The sequence below is a fragment of the Variovorax sp. TLI9-5A genome, assembly GCF_056867935.1.
This window is the reverse complement of record NZ_CP200310.1, coordinates 6,230,908-6,248,547: the sequence shown is the minus strand read 5'-3', so window position 1 is coordinate 6,248,547 and position 17,640 is coordinate 6,230,908. Positions and strand designations below refer to the sequence as shown.

General features: G+C 68.6%; 14 protein-coding genes and 1 pseudogene. All 15 read left to right on the top strand.

Annotated elements, in window-relative coordinates; translation table 11 throughout:
• The first annotated feature begins 25 nt into the window (after positions 1–25).
• The gene (gene hslV, locus AC1VNX_RS29680; RefSeq protein WP_007832466.1) at positions 26–571 is read left to right on the top strand and encodes an ATP-dependent protease subunit HslV; all 546 of its coding nucleotides are present in this window, start codon (positions 26–28) and stop codon (positions 569–571) included.
• Between the two features lie 2 nt (positions 572–573).
• Positions 574–1,896 carry an ATP-dependent protease ATPase subunit HslU gene (gene hslU / locus AC1VNX_RS29675; RefSeq protein WP_483161127.1) on the top strand — a complete coding sequence of 441 codons (1,323 nt, stop codon included), beginning with the start codon at positions 574–576 and terminating at the stop codon, positions 1,894–1,896.
• 272 nt (positions 1,897–2,168) lie between these two features.
• Positions 2,169–2,596, top strand: a pseudogene (gene mraZ, locus AC1VNX_RS29670) (division/cell wall cluster transcriptional repressor MraZ).
• Between the two features lie 8 nt (positions 2,597–2,604).
• The gene (gene rsmH / locus AC1VNX_RS29665; RefSeq protein ID WP_483161126.1) at positions 2,605–3,528 is read left to right on the top strand and encodes a 16S rRNA (cytosine(1402)-N(4))-methyltransferase RsmH; all 924 of its coding nucleotides are present in this window, start codon (positions 2,605–2,607) and stop codon (positions 3,526–3,528) included.
• 1 nt (position 3,529) lies between these two features.
• Complete coding sequence (ftsL, locus tag AC1VNX_RS29660) at positions 3,530–3,901, top strand: cell division protein FtsL (RefSeq protein WP_483161125.1); 372 nt, start codon at positions 3,530–3,532, stop codon at positions 3,899–3,901.
• Positions 3,898–5,652 (top strand): peptidoglycan D,D-transpeptidase FtsI family protein, encoded by a 1,755-nt coding sequence (locus AC1VNX_RS29655; RefSeq protein ID WP_483161124.1) that lies wholly within the window; start codon positions 3,898–3,900, stop codon positions 5,650–5,652. Before ftsL ends, AC1VNX_RS29655 begins: the two co-directional genes overlap by 4 nt.
• A 2-nt stretch (positions 5,653–5,654) precedes the next feature.
• On the top strand, positions 5,655–7,223 hold the full coding sequence (locus AC1VNX_RS29650) for a UDP-N-acetylmuramoyl-L-alanyl-D-glutamate--2,6-diaminopimelate ligase (RefSeq protein ID WP_483161123.1): 1,569 nt from the start codon (positions 5,655–5,657) through the stop codon (positions 7,221–7,223).
• Entirely contained in the window at positions 7,220–8,662 is a 1,443-nt protein-coding gene (locus AC1VNX_RS29645) for a UDP-N-acetylmuramoyl-tripeptide--D-alanyl-D-alanine ligase (protein WP_483161122.1), read from the top strand. The genes AC1VNX_RS29650 and AC1VNX_RS29645 overlap by 4 nt, the downstream gene beginning before the upstream one ends.
• Before the next feature lie 15 nt (positions 8,663–8,677).
• Positions 8,678–9,856: a phospho-N-acetylmuramoyl-pentapeptide-transferase gene (gene mraY / locus AC1VNX_RS29640; RefSeq protein ID WP_093299737.1), complete on the top strand. Its 1,179-nt coding sequence runs from the start codon at positions 8,678–8,680 to the stop codon at positions 9,854–9,856.
• An 18-nt stretch (positions 9,857–9,874) separates the two neighbouring features.
• Positions 9,875–12,028: a UDP-N-acetylmuramoyl-L-alanine--D-glutamate ligase gene (murD, locus tag AC1VNX_RS29635; protein ID WP_483161121.1), complete on the top strand. Its 2,154-nt coding sequence runs from the start codon at positions 9,875–9,877 to the stop codon at positions 12,026–12,028.
• Positions 12,025–13,323, top strand: a complete 1,299-nt coding sequence (gene ftsW, locus AC1VNX_RS29630) for a putative lipid II flippase FtsW (RefSeq protein WP_483161120.1) — start codon at positions 12,025–12,027, stop codon at positions 13,321–13,323. Before murD ends, ftsW begins: the two co-directional genes overlap by 4 nt.
• Positions 13,320–14,384 carry an undecaprenyldiphospho-muramoylpentapeptide beta-N-acetylglucosaminyltransferase gene (gene murG / locus AC1VNX_RS29625; protein WP_483161119.1) on the top strand — a complete coding sequence of 355 codons (1,065 nt, stop codon included), beginning with the start codon at positions 13,320–13,322 and terminating at the stop codon, positions 14,382–14,384. Before ftsW ends, murG begins: the two co-directional genes overlap by 4 nt.
• Positions 14,381–15,856 carry a UDP-N-acetylmuramate--L-alanine ligase gene (gene murC / locus AC1VNX_RS29620; RefSeq protein WP_483161118.1) on the top strand — a complete coding sequence of 492 codons (1,476 nt, stop codon included), beginning with the start codon at positions 14,381–14,383 and terminating at the stop codon, positions 15,854–15,856. The genes murG and murC overlap by 4 nt, the downstream gene beginning before the upstream one ends.
• Entirely contained in the window at positions 15,853–16,836 is a 984-nt protein-coding gene (locus AC1VNX_RS29615; RefSeq protein ID WP_483161117.1) for a D-alanine--D-alanine ligase, read from the top strand. Before murC ends, AC1VNX_RS29615 begins: the two co-directional genes overlap by 4 nt.
• 2 nt (positions 16,837–16,838) lie before the next feature.
• A complete protein-coding gene (locus AC1VNX_RS29610) occupies positions 16,839–17,627 on the top strand; it encodes a cell division protein FtsQ/DivIB (RefSeq protein ID WP_483161116.1) in 789 nt (262 codons plus the stop codon).
• Positions 17,628–17,640: the final 13 nt, after the last annotated feature.

Below are 17,640 nucleotides of genomic sequence, written 5' to 3'. Positions count from 1 at the left end.
CGGCGCGCACCCCCAGATGGCTGCGATGGAACAGTTTCACGGCACCACCATCGTGAGCGTGCGCCGCAAGACCCCCCAGGGCGACCAGGTCGCCATCGGCGGGGACGGGCAGGTCACTCTCGGCAACATCGTCATCAAGGGCACGGCGCGCAAGGTGCGCCGCCTCTATCACGGCAAGGTGCTCGCAGGCTTTGCCGGCGCCACGGCCGACGCCTTCACGCTCTTCGAGCGCTTCGAAGCCAAGCTCGAGAAGCACCAGGGGCACCTGACTCGCGCCGCGGTCGAGCTCACCAAGGACTGGCGCACCGACCGCGTGCTGCGCAAGCTCGAAGCCATGCTTGCCGTGGCCGACGCCACCACCTCCCTCATCATCACCGGCAACGGCGACGTGCTGGAGCCCGAAGACGGCGTGATCGCCATCGGCTCGGGCGGTGCTTATGCCCAGTCGGCGGCCAAGGCGCTGATCGAGAACACCGAGCTTTCGGCCGAGCAGATCGTGCGCAAATCGCTGGCGATCGCCGGAGAAATCTGCATTTACACGAACATGAACCACACGGTGGAAGCGCTCTGACCATGTCCATGACCCCCCAGGAGATCGTTTCCGAGCTCGACAACCACATCGTCGGCCAGCCGGCGGCCAAGCGCGCCGTGGCCATCGCCCTGCGCAACCGCTGGCGCCGCCAGCAGGTCGACGACAAGCTGCGCCACGAGATCACGCCGAAGAACATCCTCATGATCGGCCCCACGGGCGTGGGCAAGACCGAGATCGCCCGCCGCCTCGCGCGCCTGGCCGACGCGCCCTTCATCAAGGTCGAGGCCACCAAGTTCACCGAGGTGGGCTACGTGGGCAAGGACGTCGATTCGATCATCCGCGACCTCGCCGAGATCGCCGTCAAGCAGACCCGCGAGGCGGAGAGCGTGAAGGTGCGCGCGCGAGCCGAGGACGCGGCCGAGGAGCGCATCCTCGACGTGCTGCTGCCTCCCGCGCGCGGTGCCGACGGTGCTGCCGCCGACACCGGCAACGCCACCCGCCAGGCCTTCCGCAAGAAGCTGCGCGAGCACCAGCTCGACGACAAGGAAATCGAACTCGACCTCGCCGAGACCCGCGCGCCGCTCGAAATCATGGGCCCGGCCGGCATGGAGGAAATGACCGAGCAGCTGCGCGGCATGTTCGGCCAGCTCGGCGGCGGCAAGCGCAAGATGCGCAAGCTCAAGATCGCCGAAGCGCTGCGCCTCTTGACCGACGAGGAAGCCGCCAAGCTGGTCAACGAGGACGAGATCCGCACGCAGGCGATCGCCAATGCCGAGCAGAACGGCATCGTCTTCATCGACGAGATCGACAAGGTCGCCACCCGCAGCGAAGCCCAGGGCTCCGACGTGTCGCGCCAGGGCGTGCAGCGCGACCTGCTGCCGCTGGTGGAGGGCACGGCTGTCAGCACCAAGTACGGCGTCGTGCGCACCGACCACATGCTGTTCATTGCGAGCGGCGCCTTCCACCTGAGCAAGCCCAGCGACCTCATTCCCGAGCTCCAGGGGCGCTTTCCGATCCGCGTGGAGCTGCAGTCGCTCTCAGTGGCGGACTTCGAGAGCATCCTCACGCAGACTCGCGCCTCGCTGGTGAAGCAGTACCAGGCGCTGCTCGCCACCGAGGGTGTGACGCTCGAATTCACACCCGAGGGCGTGAACCGGCTGGCCACCATCGCCTTCGAGGTGAACGAGCGCACCGAGAACATCGGCGCGCGCCGCCTGTCGACCGTGATGGAGCGCCTGCTGGATGAGGTAAGCTTCGACGCGACCCGCCTCGAAGGGCAATCGATCCGCATCGATGCCGCTTATGTCGACCAGCGCCTTGCGGCACTAAGTCACGACGAAGACCTTTCGCGCTTCATCCTCTGAAGCTGCTTCTCTCTCCCCCTGTAACGGGGGAATCCTTCACGCATCACTTTCACTGCGTGAGCTAAGTACTTCATTTTCAACGAAATTCGCCGATTCCAAGGATTTGGAATCGGCGCTAAGTCGTTGATTCCATTACAAAAAATAGCCCAAACGGCCAGTTGCTTCCGAAGTGTTTCCTGCTACAGTGCAAAAAAGTGCAGTTAAGTGGGAAAAAGTGCGGGTAGTGCCCCTTTCGGGTGCCGCAGCACTCCCAACACAGGGGTTTCGTGGTCGTGTTTCAAGGCGCTTCATCGCTCAGTCTGGATGCCAAGGGGCGGCTCTCCGTGCCGACCCGGCATCGTGACGTCCTGAGCGCGACCGCAGGCGGCCAGCTCACGATCACCAAGCATCCGCACGGATGCCTGATGGTGTTCCCCGTCCCGAATGGGAAAAATTCCGCGAGCGCATCGCCGCGCTGCCGATGTCGGCGCAGTGGTGGAAGCGCGTCTTCCTGGGCAACGCCATGGACGTCGAGATGGACGGCACCGGCCGCATCCTCGTGTCGCCCGAGCTGCGCGCGGCCACCGGCATCACGCGCGAGACGCTGCTGCTGGGCATGGGCAACCACTTCGAACTCTGGGACAAAGCCACCTACGAGGCCAAGGAGGCCGAGGCCACCCAGGGCGAGATGCCGGACGTATTCCAGGACTTCGCGTTCTGAGGGGCACCGTGAATACGCCCTGGACCCACACGACCGTCTTGCTCGGCGAGGCGGTGGAAGCTCTTCTATCCGGCAGCACTGCAGCTGCCGGCACCTACGTGGACGCCACCTTCGGACGGGGAGGGCACGCGCGCGCGATCCTCGCGCGGCTGGCGCCGGAAGGCAGGCTCATCGCATTCGACAAGGATGCGGAAGCAGTGGCCGAAGCAGCGCGCATCTCGGATGCGCGTTTTTCCATCCGCCACCAGGGATTCCGCTCGATCGGCGAACTGCCCGATGCGAGCGTCGCCGGCCTGCTCATGGACCTGGGCGTGAGCTCGCCGCAGATCGACAACCCGGTGCGCGGTTTCAGTTTTCGTTTCGACGGCCCGCTCGACATGCGCATGGACACCACGCGCGGCGAGAGCGTGGCCGAGTGGCTGGCAACGGCCGAACTCCAGCAGATTGCAGAGGTGATCCGTGACTATGGCGAAGAACGGTTTGCTGTTCAGATTGCAAAGGCGATTGTTGCTCGCCGACAAGAACGGGGCCCAATTTCAACCACCACCGAACTGGCCGAGCTCGTGGCTGGCACGGTCAAAACCCGCGAGCCGGGCCAGAACCCTGCAACGCGCACATTTCAGGCTTTTCGGATTTTCATCAACGCCGAGCTTGAAGAGCTGCAACAGGCGCTAGAAGCCAGCCTCTCCGTTCTGAAGCCCGGCGGACGGCTCGCGGTCATCAGCTTCCATTCGCTGGAAGACCGCATCGTCAAGCAGTTCATCGCGAAGCACTCCAAGGAGGTCTACGACCGCCGCGCGCCGTTTGCCGCGCCCAAGGTCATGAAGCTGCGCGCGCTGGAGCGCATCAAGCCCTCCGAAGCCGAGGTGAGCGGGAACCCGCGAGCGCGAAGTGCCATTCTTCGCGTGGCAGAACGTACCGGGGCCGACTGACATGGCCCGTGTAAATCTGCTCCTCCTGCTGGCCGTCATCGCGACGGCTTTGTACCTTGTGCACACGCAGTACCTGTCGCGCCAGCTCTACACCGAGCTCGACCGCGTGCAGCAAGACGCCCGTCGCCTCGAGACCGAGCGCGACCGCCTGCAGGTCGAGAAGCGCGCGCAAGCCACGCCGCTGCGCGTGGAGAAGCTTGCCAAGGAGCAGCTGCAGATGCGCACCACCTCGCCGGCGATCACGCAGTACGTGCGCCCCGACGGCTCGGTGATCCCCGCCGTCGCGCCGGTGGCGCCCATGCCTGCCGCCACGACCAAGCCGGCAGCAAAGCCGGCGACCAAGCCGGCCACGGCAGCGAGGGCCGCACGATGAGCCGAGGCAACCGCAGCGTGCGCTACACCACCAGCCCCTTGCTCGCGAGCAAGACGCCGGTGTGGCGCAGCAAGCTCATCGTCGCTGGCATCGCCTTCGGCTTCCTGGTACTGGCCGGTCGCGCGGCCTACGTGCAGGTCATCGGCAACAGCTTCTTCCAGCGGCAGGGCGAGGTGCGCTTCGCGCGCACGCTGGAACTGCCGGCCAACCGAGGCCGCATCCTCGACCGCAACGGGCTCATCCTCGCCTCCAGCGTGGTCGCGCCCAGCATCTGGGCCATTCCGGAAGACATCGAGCGCGACGACCCCGAGGTGCGCGCCAAGCTCAAGCAGGTGGCCAAGCTGCTCGAGATGCCGCAGAAGGACTTCGACAAGAAGCTGGAAGACGAGGACAAGACCTTCGTCTGGATCAAGCGTCAGGTCGACGAGCCCATCGCCAAGCAGATCGCGGCCATGAACCTCAAGGGCATCTACCAGCGCAAGGAATACAAGCGCCAGTACCCCGAGGGCGAGGCTGCAGCGCACGTGGTGGGCTTCACCAACGTGGAAGACAACGGCCAGGAAGGCATCGAGCTGGCCTTCAACAAGGACCTGGCCGGCAAGGCCGGTTCGCGCCGCGTCATCAAGGACCGCCTGGGCCGCGTGGTCGAGGGGGTGGGCGAGACCGTGCCGCCGCTGGACGGTAAGGACATCCAGCTCAGCGTCGACAGCAAGGTGCAGTTCTTCGCCTACCAGAAGCTGCGCGACGCCGTGACCGCGCGCAAGGCCAAGGCCGGCAGCGTGGTGGTGCTCGATTCCGTCACCGGCGAGGTGCTGGCGCTGGCCAACTACCCGAGCTACGTGCCCGACAAGCGCCAGAACCTCACCGGCGAGCAGCTGCGCAACCGCGCGATCACCGACACCTTCGAGCCTGGCTCGACCATGAAGCCGATCACGGTGGGCATGGCGCTGGAAGCCGGCCGCGTGAAGCCATCGACGCTGATCGAGACCGGCCCCGGCCGCTACCAGATCGGCGGCTTCACCATCAGCGACACGCACAACTACGGCACGCTGACGGTCGAGGGCGTGATCCAGAAGTCGAGCAACGTCGGCGCGCTCAAGATCGCCCAGAAGATGACCCCGCACGAGATGTGGGACACCTACACCGCGCTCGGCTACGGCCAGAAGCCGCAGATCCAGTTCCCCGGCGCCGTCACGGGCCGGCTGCGCCCCTGGAAGACCTGGAAGCCGGTCGAGCAGGCCACCATGGCCTACGGCTACGGCCTGTCGGCTTCGCTGTTCCAGATGGCGCATTCGTACACCGCGTTCGCGCATGATGGCTCGCTGATTCCGGTGACCATCCTGAAGAACTCCGAGCCGCCGGTCGGCGTGCGCGTGTTCTCGCCCTCCAACGCGCTCGCGGTGCGCAAGATGCTGCAGATGGCCGCCGGCCCCGGCGGCACCGGCACGCGCGCGCAGACGGTGGGCTACTCGGTGGGCGGCAAGTCCGGCACGGCCCACAAGCAGGTCGGCAAGGGCTACGCCAGCAACAAGTACCGCGCCTGGTTCACCGGCATGGCGCCTATCGAGAAGCCGCGCATCATCGTCGCGGTGATGATCGACGAGCCCAGCGACGGGCAGTATTTCGGCGGCCTGGCGGCCGCTCCCGTGTTCAGCGAGGTCGTGCAGCAGACGCTGCGCATGATGAACGTACCGCCCGATCTGGCGGTCAAACCGCTTGTGATGACGCAGGGCGTCGACGAGAGCTTCTGAACATGCTGACCTTCACTTCCCCCCAACTGGTCGCCGCCTGGCTGAAGGAGCGCGCGCCGCAGGCCGCGCTGCACGCCGACAGCCGCGCCGTGGGCGCGGGCGACGTCTTCATCGCCTGGCCGGGCGCCGCCACCGACGGCCGCAGGCACGTGGCGGCCGCGCTGGCGCAGGGCGCCGCCGTGTGCCTGGTGGAGCACGAGGGCGTCGAGCCCTTCGGCTTCGACCAGGACGAATACCGCGAGCGCATCGTGAGCTACCCCGGCCTGAAGGCCGCGACCGGCCCGATCGCCTCGGCCTTCTACGACAACCCCTCGGCCCTGCTCGAAGTGCTTGCGGTGACGGGCACCAACGGCAAGACCTCCACCGCCTGGTGGCTGGCCGAATCGCTTTCCACGCTGCGCGCGGCGGGCGGCGTGCGCGTGATGAAGCCCGACGGCACCATGCAGCGCGATGCGCCGTCGCCCTGCGCGGTGATGGGCACGCTGGGCATCGGCGTGCCGCCTGAGCTGACCTACACCGGCCTCACCACGCCCGACCCGGTGATGATGCAGCGCGAGCTGCGCGCGCTGGTCGCGAACGGCTTCGGCGCCTGCGCCATCGAGGCCTCGTCCATCGGCATCGCCGAGCGCCGCCTCGACGGTGCGCAGATCGCGGTGGCCGTGTTCACCAACTTCACGCAGGACCACCTCGACTACCACGGCAGCATGGACGCCTACTGGCAGGCCAAGGCCGAGCTGTTCCGTTGGCCCGGCCTGCGCGCGGCGGTGATCAACATCGACGACACGCACGGCGCCAGCCTGTGCGCGAACCTGATCGACGCCGGCATCGGCGCGCTCGACGTCTGGACCGTCTCGGCCGCCGGCAAGCCGGCCCGCCTCGTGGCGCGCGACATCGGCTACGACGCTCAGGGCCTGCAGTTCTCGGTGGCGGAGCACGGCACGGCTTCCGTGGAGCGCCTGTCGACCGGGCTCATCGGCCAGTACAACGTCTCGAACCTGCTGGGCGTGCTCGGCACGCTGCGCGCGCTGGGCCTCACGCTGGCGCAAGCCGTGGCCGCCTGCGCCAACCTCACCAGCGTGCCCGGCCGCATGGACCGCGCGGGCACCGGCGAAGGCGCCCCGCTGGCCGTGGTCGACTACGCCCACACGCCCGATGCGCTCGACAAGGCGCTGATCGGCCTGCGCCCGCTGGCAAAGCAGCGCGGCGGCGCGCTGTGGTGCCTGTTCGGCTGCGGCGGCGACCGCGACCCGATCAAGCGCCCGATGATGGCCGCCGTCGCAGAGCGCCAGGCCGACCGCGTGATCGTCACCAGCGACAACCCGCGCAGCGAAAAGCCCGACGCGATCATCAGCCAGGTGCTGCGAGGTTTCTCGCGCCCCGACGCGGCGCAGGTGCAGCCCGACCGCGCAGCCGCCATTGCCGACGCGATCGCGCAGGCCGCCCCGCAAGATGTCGTGCTGATCGCCGGCAAGGGCCACGAGGCCTGGCAGGAAATCGCCGGCCAGCGCATCGAGTTCTCGGACAAGACCCATGCGCTGCAGGCGCTGGCAAAGAGGGGAGCAGCGGCATGACCGGCATCACGACGCCCCTCGACATCACCTTGTCCCGGATCCAGCAATGGATTCCGGGTTCGCGGCTGGTGGGCGACGGCTCCATCGTCATCGCCCGCGTGCACACCGACACGCGCACGCTCGCGCCCGGCGACCTGTTCGTCGCGCTCAAGGGCGAGCGCTTCGACGCCAACGATTTCCTGGCCGACGCGAAGAAGCAGGGCGCCGTGGCCGCCATCGCGCACCACGGGCTGGAGGCCGCGGGCCTCGCCGGCCTCGAGGTGCCCGACTCGCTGGCCGCGCTCGGCGCCCTCGGCGCAGGCTGGCGCGCGCAGTTCGACCTGCCGCTGATCGCCGTGACCGGCAGCAACGGCAAGACCACGGTCACGCAGATGATCGCGGCCGTACTCTTCGCCTTCCGCGCCGAGCGCTCGCTCGCCACGGCCGGCAACTTCAACAACGAGATCGGCGTGCCGCTCACGCTGCTGCGCCTGCGCGCGCAGCACCAGCGCGCGGTGCTCGAGCTGGGCATGAACCACCCGGGCGAGATCGCGCGGCTGGCCGCCATCTCGCGCCCGACCATCGCGCTGGTCAACAACGCGCAGCGCGAGCACCAGGAGTTCATGGCCACCGTCGAGGCGGTGGCCGTCGAGAACGCCGCCGTGTTCGCTGTGCTGCCGGAAGACGGCACGGCCATCTTCCCCTACGGCGACGAGTTCACCTCGCTGTGGACCGACATGGCGCACGACGGCGGCTCGCGCCGCTGCCTGACCTTCGGCGAGCACGAGGACGCCGACGTCTCGCTGCAGCAGGCCGAATGGAAGCAGGGCGCCTGGGCCGTGAGCATCCGCACGCCGGTTGGCGACTTCGATGCGCGCCTGCGCATCGCGGGCCGGCACAACGTCGTCAACGCGCTCGCCGCCACCGCCTGCGCGCTCGCGGCCGGCGTGTCGCTGGAAACCATCGGCGTCGGCCTGTCGGCCTTCGAGCCGGTCAAGGGCCGCTCGCGCGCCAGCGAGATCGAGCTGTCCGGCGGCCGTGCGATCACGCTGGTCGACGACAGCTACAACGCCAACCCCGATTCCGTGATCGCCGCCATCGACGTGCTCGCGGCCCTGCCGGGCCCGCGCCTGCTGGTGCTGGGCGACATGGGCGAGGTGGGCGACCGCTCGCCGGAGTTCCACGCCGAGGTCGGCGAGCACGCCCGCGAGCGCGGCATCGAGTCCGTCTACACGCTGGGCGACGCGACGGCGCACACCGTCGCCGCCTTCGCCGGTGCCGACGGACGCCATTTCAAGGAGTTCGAGGCGCTGAGCGCGGCCGTGCTCGCGCGCCTGCCGCAAGTCGGCAGCGTGCTCGTCAAGGGATCGCGCTTCATGAAGATGGAGCGCGTGGTGCAGGTCGTCGAGCAGGCACAACAACAACCACAACAACAAAAGGAGGCCGGTCATGACGCATGAGCCGCGCGAAACCACATGCTGCTGACCCTCGCTCAATGGCTGCAGACGCTGTCGCCCGAGTTCGGGTTCCTGCGCATCTTCCAGTACCTCACCTTCCGCGCGCTGATGGCCGCGCTGACGGCGCTCGTGGTCGGCCTGGTGGCCGGGCCGTACGTGATCCGCCGCCTCACGGCGCTCAAGATCGGCCAGCCGGTGCGCGGCTACGGCATGGAGACGCACCTCACCAAGAGCGGCACGCCCACCATGGGCGGCGTGCTGGTGCTGTTCGCCATCGCCTTCGCCACGCTGCTGTGGTTCGACATCTCCAACAGGTTCGTGTGGATCGTGCTGTGGGTCACCATGGGCTTCGGCGCCATCGGCTGGGTGGACGACTGGCGCAAGGTGGTGCGCAAGGACCCGGAAGGCATGCGCTCGCGCGAGAAGTATTTCTGGCAGTCGGTGGTGGGCCTGATCGCGGCCTTCTACCTGCTCTTCAGCATCTCGGAAAGCTCCAACTGGCGCGTGGTGCAACTGTTCTTCGCGTGGGTGCAGTCGGGCTTCGACCTCGACTTCCCGCCCAAGATCAACCTGCTGGTGCCTTTCTTCAAGGAAGTGAGTTATCCGTTGGGCGGCATCGGCTTCGTGATCCTCACCTACCTGGTGATCGTGGGCGCGAGCAACGCTGTGAACCTGACCGACGGCCTCGACGGCCTGGCGATCATGCCGGTGGTGATGGTGGGCTCGGCGCTGGGCGTGTTCGCCTACGTCACGGGCAGCGCGGTGTACTCCAAGTACCTGCTGTTCCCCAACATCCCCGGCTCGGGCGAGCTACTGGTGTTCTGCTCGGCCATGGCCGGCGCGGGGCTCGCGTTCCTGTGGTTCAACACGCATCCGGCGCAGGTCTTCATGGGCGACGTGGGCGCGCTGGCGCTGGGCGGCGCGCTGGGCACCATCGCGGTCATCGTGCGCCAGGAGATCGTGTTCTTCATCATGGGCGGCATCTTCGTGGTCGAGGCGATCTCGGTGATGGCGCAGGTCACGTACTTCAAGTACACGAAGAAGCGCTTCGGCGAAGGCCGGCGCGTGCTCAAGATGGCGCCGCTGCACCACCACTTCGAGAAGAGCGGCTGGCGCGAGACGCAGGTCGTGGTGCGCTTCTGGATCATCACGATGCTGCTGTGCCTCGTGGGCCTTTCGACGCTGAAGCTGCGGTGAAAGAAAAAGAAGAAAAGCATGCGGCACCTGAAAGACCTCCCCGTCCTCATCCTCGGCCTCGGCGCGTCCGGGCTGGCGATGGCGCGCTGGTGCGCGCGGCACGGTGCGGTCGTGACCGTGGCCGACACGCGCGAGGCGCCGGCGCTGCTTCCGAAGCTGCGCGAGGAACTGCCCGGCGTGAACTTCGTCGGCGGGTCGTTCTCGGCCGCGCTGGTCGAGGGCACGCCGATCCGCGCCGTGTACCGCTCGCCGGGCCTGTCGCCCGCGACCATCGCGCCGGTGGCGGATGCGGCGCGCGCCGTGGGCCTGCCGGTCGGCGGCGAGCTGGATCTTTTCGCGCGTGCACTGCTGGATCTGCGCACGGTGGAAGCACCGGTGGTCGAAGCCGAGCCGGAGCCGGAGGCTGTCGTTGCTGCGGAAGCCGAGCCGGTTGCCGAAGCTCCCGCCGTGCCCGAAGCACAGGCGGAGCTGGCGCTGGAAGAGCCCGCGCCTGCCGAGGCCGAGGTTCCGGTCGAGCCTGCAGAAGCGCCTGCGCCAGTAGAAGCAGCGGAAGCCGCTGAAGCCCAACCCGAGCCGGCCACCCCCGCGATGGCCGAAGCGATGCCGCGCGATCCATCGATCAGCGTTGCGGTGTCGCCGCCGCAGGAAGGCGAAGTGGCGGTGCCAGCCGAGGCCGCTGCGGAACCAGCGTCCGAAGCAGCGCCCGCGCCTGAGTCGGCGCCGGAAACCGCCGAACCAACTGCCGCCGAAGAAGCGCCGGAAGCCCTCGCTGCCGAAGCGCCCGAAGCTCCGGCAACGGCGCCCGCGACCATTTCACGCCTGCCCACCACCGGCAAGCCCTACGTCCCGACGGCAGCCAAGGAAGCCGCGGAGTTCGTCGCGCGCATCGCCGAGCTCTCCGCCACCAATCCGGCCTCTGCTGCCGTCGAGGAAGAACCTTCGCCGCAGCTCGAGCTGGCACCGCCCGTCGAGCCCGAGGCGCCCAAGGGCTACACGCCCGCGGTGCTCGCCATCACCGGCACCAACGGCAAGACGACGGTCACCTCGCTCACCGGCCAGCTGGTCGAGCGCGCGGGCAAGACCGTGGCCGTGGCCGGCAACATCGGCCCGACGCTGCTCGACACGCTCTCGGCGCACATGGATGCCGAGACGCTGCCCGACGTGTGGGTGCTGGAGCTGTCCAGCTTCCAGCTCGATGGCGTGCAGGGCTTCGAGCCCACGGCCGCGACGGTGCTCAACCTCACGCAGGACCACCTGGACTGGCACGGCGACATGGCGTCGTACGGCGCGGCCAAGGCGCGCATCTTCGGCGCGCACGGGCTCATGATCCTCAACCGAGACGATGCCGGCGTGATGGCCATGCTGCCCGCGCCCGTCAAGGTCAAGCTGCAGCGTCCGCAGATCCGCACGCACGTCACTTTCGGTTCCGCGATGCCGCTGCGCCCGGGCGACTACGGCATCGAGCGCGTCAACGGCATGGCCTGGCTGGTGCGTGCGCTGGAGGCCGACGAAACGCAGAAGCGCAAGCGCGGCGCCGTGGTCGAGGAAGAAATCTTCCTGCAGCGGCTGATGCCCGCCGACGCGCTGCGCATTCGCGGCCGCCACAACGCCATGAACGCGCTTGCCGCCCTGGCGCTGGCCAGCGCCGCCGGCTGCCCGCTGAATGCAATGCTCTACGGCCTGCGCGAGTACCAGGGCGAGCCGCACCGCGTGGAGCCGGTCGCGATCATCGACGAGGTCGAGTACTTCGACGACAGCAAGGGCACCAACGTGGGCGCCACTGCCGCCGCGCTGACCGGCCTGGGCGAGGAACGCCGCGTGGTCGTCATCCTCGGTGGCGAAGGCAAGGGGCAGGACTTCGAGCCGCTGGCCGCGCCCGTTCGCCAGTACGCGCGCGCCGTGGTGCTCATCGGCCGCGACGCGCCGCTCATCGAGGCCGCGCTGGCATCGACCGGCGTCTCGCTGCTGCATGCCGCTTCGATGGACGAAGCCGTGAAGCTCGCGTCCGCGCGCGCCAACCCCGGCGATGCCGTGCTGCTGTCACCGGCCTGTGCGAGCTTCGACATGTTCAAGGACTACGCGCACCGCGCCGAGGTGTTCCGCGAGGCCGTGCAGGCCTACGAGGACAGCCCGCGCGGCCTGGGCGACTCGACGACGCAGGAGCAGGTTTGAACTCTGCCGCATCAGGCGCCACGCCCAACCCATCCACCAGCCGTTTCGGCGGCTGGTTCAGGCGCGCGCGCAGCGGGATCGACTCGCTGCCCGTGCACCTGCCCGTGCGGCTGGGCGGCGCCGGCATCGCGCAGACAAAAGCCACGCCGATGCGCGTGCTGGGCTTCGACCAGGCGCTGGTCTGGGTCACGGTGGCGCTGCTGACCTGGGGCCTGATCATGGTGTATTCGGCCTCCATCGCGCTGCCCGACAACCCGCGCTTCGCGCGCGCCGGCTACAGCGCCTCGTACTTCCTCACGCGGCATGCGGCATCGGTGGTGTTCGCCTTCATCGCCGCGCTGCTGACCTTCCAGATCCCGATGAAGACCTGGGAGCGCGCCGCGCCCTGGCTCTTCGTGGCCTCGCTGCTGCTGCTGGTGGCGGTGCTCATTCCGCACATCGGCATCAACGTGAACGGCGCGCGCCGCTGGCTGCCGATGGGCTTCATGCGCTTCCAGCCCTCGGAGCTGGCCAAGCTGGCGATGGTGCTCTACGCCGCCAGCTACATGGTGCGCAAGATGGAGATCAAGGAGCGCTTCTTCCGCGCCGTGCTGCCAATGGGCGTGGCGGTGGTGGTGGTCGGCATGCTGGTGATGGCCGAGCCCGACATGGGCGCCTTCATGGTGATCGCCGTGATCGCCATGGGCATCCTGTTCCTGGGCGGCGTGAACGCGCGCATGTTCTTCCTGATCGCCGCGCTGGTGGTGGTCGCCTTCGGCACCATCGTCGCGAGCAGCCCGTGGCGCCGCGAGCGCATCTTCGCGTACCTCGATCCGTGGAGCGAGGAGCACGCGCTGGGCAAGGGCTACCAACTGTCGCACTCGCTGATCGCCATCGGGCGCGGCGAGATCTTCGGCGTGGGCCTGGGCGGCAGCGTCGAGAAGCTGCACTGGCTGCCCGAGGCGCACACCGACTTCCTGCTGGCCGTGATCGGCGAGGAATTCGGCCTCGTCGGCGTGCTGCTGATCATCGGCCTGTTCCTGTGGCTCACGCGCCGCATCATGCACATCGGCCGCCAGGCCATCGCGCTCGACCGCGTGTTCTCGGGCCTCGTGGCCCAGGGCGTGGGCGTGTGGCTGGGCTTCCAGACCTTCATCAACATGGGCGTGAATCTCGGCGCGCTGCCGACCAAGGGCCTGACCCTGCCGCTGATGAGCTTCGGCGGTTCGGCCATCCTGATGAACCTGGTGGCGCTGGCGATCGTGCTGCGCATCGACTACGAGAACCGCGTGCTCATGAGGGGAGGTCGCGTATGACGACGCGCACCGCACTCGTCATGGCCGGCGGCACCGGCGGCCACATCTTCCCCGGACTCGCGGTGGCCGAGGCCCTGCGCGAGCGCGGCTGGAAGGTGCACTGGCTCGGCGCTCCCGGCAGCATGGAAGAAAAACTGGTGCCGCCGCGCGGCTTCGCCTTCGAGCCCGTGCAGTTCGGCGGCGTGCGCGGCAAGGGCCCGTTGACGCTGTTCCTGCTGCCGCTGAAGCTGCTGCGCGCCTTCTGGCAGAGCCTGGGCGTGGTGCGCCGCGTGAAGCCCGACGTGCTGGTGGGCCTGGGTGGCTACATCACCTTCCCGGGCGGAATGATGGGCGTGCTGGTCGGCAAGCCGCTGGTGCTGCACGAGCAGAACTCGGTGGCCGGCCTTGCCAACAAGGTGCTGGCAGGCGTGGCCGACCGCGTGTTCACCGCCTTCCCCAATGTGCTGAAGAAGGCGCAATGGGTGGGCAACCCGCTGCGCGCAGCGTTCACATCCAAGCCGGAGCCGGCAGAGCGCTTCGCGGGCCGCACCGGGCCGCTGAAGCTCCTGGTGGTGGGTGGCAGCCTCGGCGCGCGCGGCCTCAACACCGTGGTGCCGCAGGCGCTGGCCCGCATCGACCCGGCCGCGCGCCCGCAGGTGCTGCACCAGAGCGGCGCCAAGCAGATCGACGAGTTGCGCGCCAACTACGAGGCCGCCGGCGTCGAGGGCGAGCTCACGCCCTTCATCGAAGACACGGCGCAGGCTTATGCGGACGCCGACATGATCGTCGCGCGCGCCGGTGCCAGCACCGTCACAGAAATCGCGGCCGTCGGCGCAGCAGCGCTGTTCGTGCCTTTCCCCTCGGCGGTCGACGACCACCAGACCACCAACGCGCGCTTCCTCGTGGACGCGGGCGGCGGCTGGCTGGTGCAGCAGGCCGACCTCACTCCTGAATTGCTGGCTGACTTGCTACAGAAAACCGGGCGCGACGCGCTGATAGAGAAGGCCGCGAAGGCCAAGACCATGCAGAAGACGGAGGCCGTCGAGGCGGTCGTCCAGGCTTGCGAGGAGCTTGCAAGATGAAGCACGCGATTCGTCACATCCACTTCGTGGGCATCGGCGGCTCCGGCATGAGCGGCATCGCCGAGGTGCTGCTCAACCTGGGCTACAAGATTTCCGGCTCCGACCTGGCCGACAGCGCCACGCTGCGCCGGCTCGCGGGCCTGGGCATCGGCACCTTCGTGGGCCATGCGGCGGCGCACATCGAGGGCGCGGACGCGGTCGTCACCTCCACCGCCGTGCAGCCGGACAACCCCGAGGTGCTGGCTGCGCGCGAAAAGCGCATTCCGGTGGTGCCGCGCGCGCTGATGCTGGCCGAGCTGATGCGCCTGAAGCAGGGCATCGCGATTGCCGGCACGCACGGCAAGACCACCACCACCAGCCTGGTGGCGAGCGTGCTCGCGGCCGCCGGGCTCGATCCGACCTTCGTGATCGGCGGTCGCCTCAACAGCGCCGGCGCCAACGCGCAGCTCGGCAGCGGCGACTACATCGTGGTGGAAGCCGACGAGTCGGACGCCTCGTTCCTGAACCTGCTGCCGGTGATGGCGGTGGTCACGAACATCGATGCCGACCACATGGAAACCTACGGGCACGACTTCGCGAAGCTCAAGAAGGCTTTCGTCGACTTCCTGCACCGCATGCCGTTCTACGGCGTGGCCATTCTCTGCACCGACGATCCGGCGGTGCGCGAGATCGTGGCCGACGTGACCTGCCCGGTCACCAGCTACGGTTTCGGCGAGGACGCCCAGGTGCGCGCCATCGACGTGCGCGCCGTCGGCGGCCAGATGCACTTCACCGCGCAGCGCCGCAACGGCGTGACGCTGCCTGACCTGCCCATCGTTCTGAACCTGCCGGGCGAGCACAACGTGCTCAATGCGCTGTCGGTGATCGCGGTGGCGGTCGAGCTCGGCATTTCGGACGAGGCGGTGCAGCGCGGGCTGGCCGGCTTCAAGGGCGTGGGCCGCCGCTTCCAGAGCTACGGCGAAGTGCCTGTTCAGGGCGAGGGCGCCTCGGGCACCTTCACCGTGATCGACGACTATGGCCATCACCCCGTGGAGATGGCCGCCACCATCGCGGCCGCGCGCGGCGCCTTCCCCGGCCGCCGGCTGGTGCTGGCCTTCCAGCCGCACCGCTACACCCGCACGCGCGACTGCTTCGAGGACTTCGTGAAGGTCATCGGCACGGCCGACGCGGTGCTGCTCGGCGAGGTCTACGCCGCCGGCGAGGCGCCCATCGTGGCGGCCGACGGCCGCACGCTGGCGCGCGCGCTGCGCGTGGCGGGCAAGGTCGAGCCGGTGTTCGTCGACGACATCGCCGCCATGCCACGCACCATTCTCGACAACGCCCGCCCGGGCGACGTGGTGCTCTCGATGGGCGCGGGCTCCATCGGCGCGGTGCCTGCCAAGGTGGTCGAGCTCGGCGCGGCCGGTGCCGCAACCGGCGCCGCCGCCCCTTCAACATCCGAGCGCGCTTCGCGCAAAGGGAGGGCCTCATGAGCCTTCAGGACCCCAAACTCTTCGGCAAGGTTGCCGTGCTGTTCGGCGGCAGTTCCGCCGAACGCGAAATCTCCCTGATGTCGGGCACCGGCGTGCTAGACGCGCTGCGCTCGCGCGGCGTGGACGCGCATGCCTTCGATCCGTCGCAGCGAGACCTGTCTGAACTCAAGAGCGAAGGCTTCGCGCGCTGCTTCGTGGCGCTGCACGGCCGCCACGGCGAGGACGGCACCGTGCAGGGCGCGCTAGAGCTGCTCGGCATTCCCTACACCGGCTCGGGCGTGATGGCCTCGAGCGTGGCGATGGACAAGGTCATGACCAAGCGCATCTGGCAGGCCGACGGCCTGCCCACGCCCAAGTACGTGCGCCTGGCCTTCGACCAGCAAAGCCGCGAGCAGATCATGGCCGTGCCCGACGTGCTCGGCCTGCCTGTGATCGTGAAGCCGCCGCGCGAGGGCTCGTCCATCGGCGTGACGAAGGTGCAGGGCCCGAACGACGTGGACAGGCAGATGCAGGCCGCGGTGGCGCTGTCGGCCAGGTACGACGCCGACGTGCTGTGCGAGGAATTCATCGAGGGCGAGGAAGTGACCTGCGCCGTGCTCGGCCACGGGCTCGACGCGCGCGCGCTGCCGGTGGTGCGCATCGCCGCGCCCGAGGGCGCCTACGACTACCAGAACAAGTACTTCACCGACGACGTGAAGTACCAGTGCCCGAGCGGCCTGCCCGAGGCCGAGGAACGCGAGATCCAGCGCATCACGCTGGCCGCCTACCGCACGCTCGGCTGCCGCGGCTGGGGCCGCGCCGACGTGATGATCCGCGCGAGCGACCGCAAGCCCTTCCTGCTGGAGATGAACACCTCGCCCGGCATGACCAGCCATTCGCTGGTGCCGATGTCCGCGCGCGCCGCTGGCATCCCGTACGAGGAGCTGTGCCTGCGGGTGCTGGCTTCCGCCACGCTGGACGCAACGGGAGGCTCGCTATAGCCATGGCCGACAGCATCCCAGCGCCCTTCGACGTCAAGCTCATGAACATCGTCGCGAACATTGCCTTCGCGATGGTGGCGCTCATGCTGCTTGCGGCGGGCGCGTGGTGGGTGCTGCGCCAGCCCTTCTTCCCCATCGCCGGCATCAAGGTGGACGGCGAGGTCACCCACAACAACGCGGTCACGCTGCGCGCCAACGTGGCGCCGCAGCTGTCGGGCAACTTCTTCACCATCGACCTGGCCCGCGCGCGCGCGGCCTTCGAGTCGGTGCCGTGGGTGCGCAGCGCGGTGGTGCGCCGCGAGTTCCCTAACAAGCTGCGCGTGACGCTGACCGAGCAGGTGCCGGTGGCCAACTGGGGCGACGAGGCGGGCTCGAAGCTGATCAACGGCTTCGGCGACGTGTTCGAGGCCAACGTGGCGGAGGTGGACGACAACCTGCCGCGCCTGGACGGCCCGATCGAGCAGGCCGGCCAGGTGCTGGGCATGTACCGCGTGCTGCAGCCGCAGTTCCAGCCTTACGACCTGAGCATCGACGAGCTTTCGCTGTCGAGCCGGGGCAGCTGGAAGGTGGTGCTGGACAGCGGCGCGGAGATCGAGCTCGGCCGCGGCCAGAGCGAAGAGGTGACGGCCCGTGTGCAGCGCTTCCTGAAGACCGTGACCCAGGTCGCGGGCCAGTACCGCCGCACCATGGCCGACGTCGAAGGCGCGGACCTGCGCCACAACGACGCGTATGCCCTGCGGCTGCGCGGCGTCACCACGGTCTCGCCCGAGGCCCCAAGAAAAATCAAGTAGCGAATACCGAGGA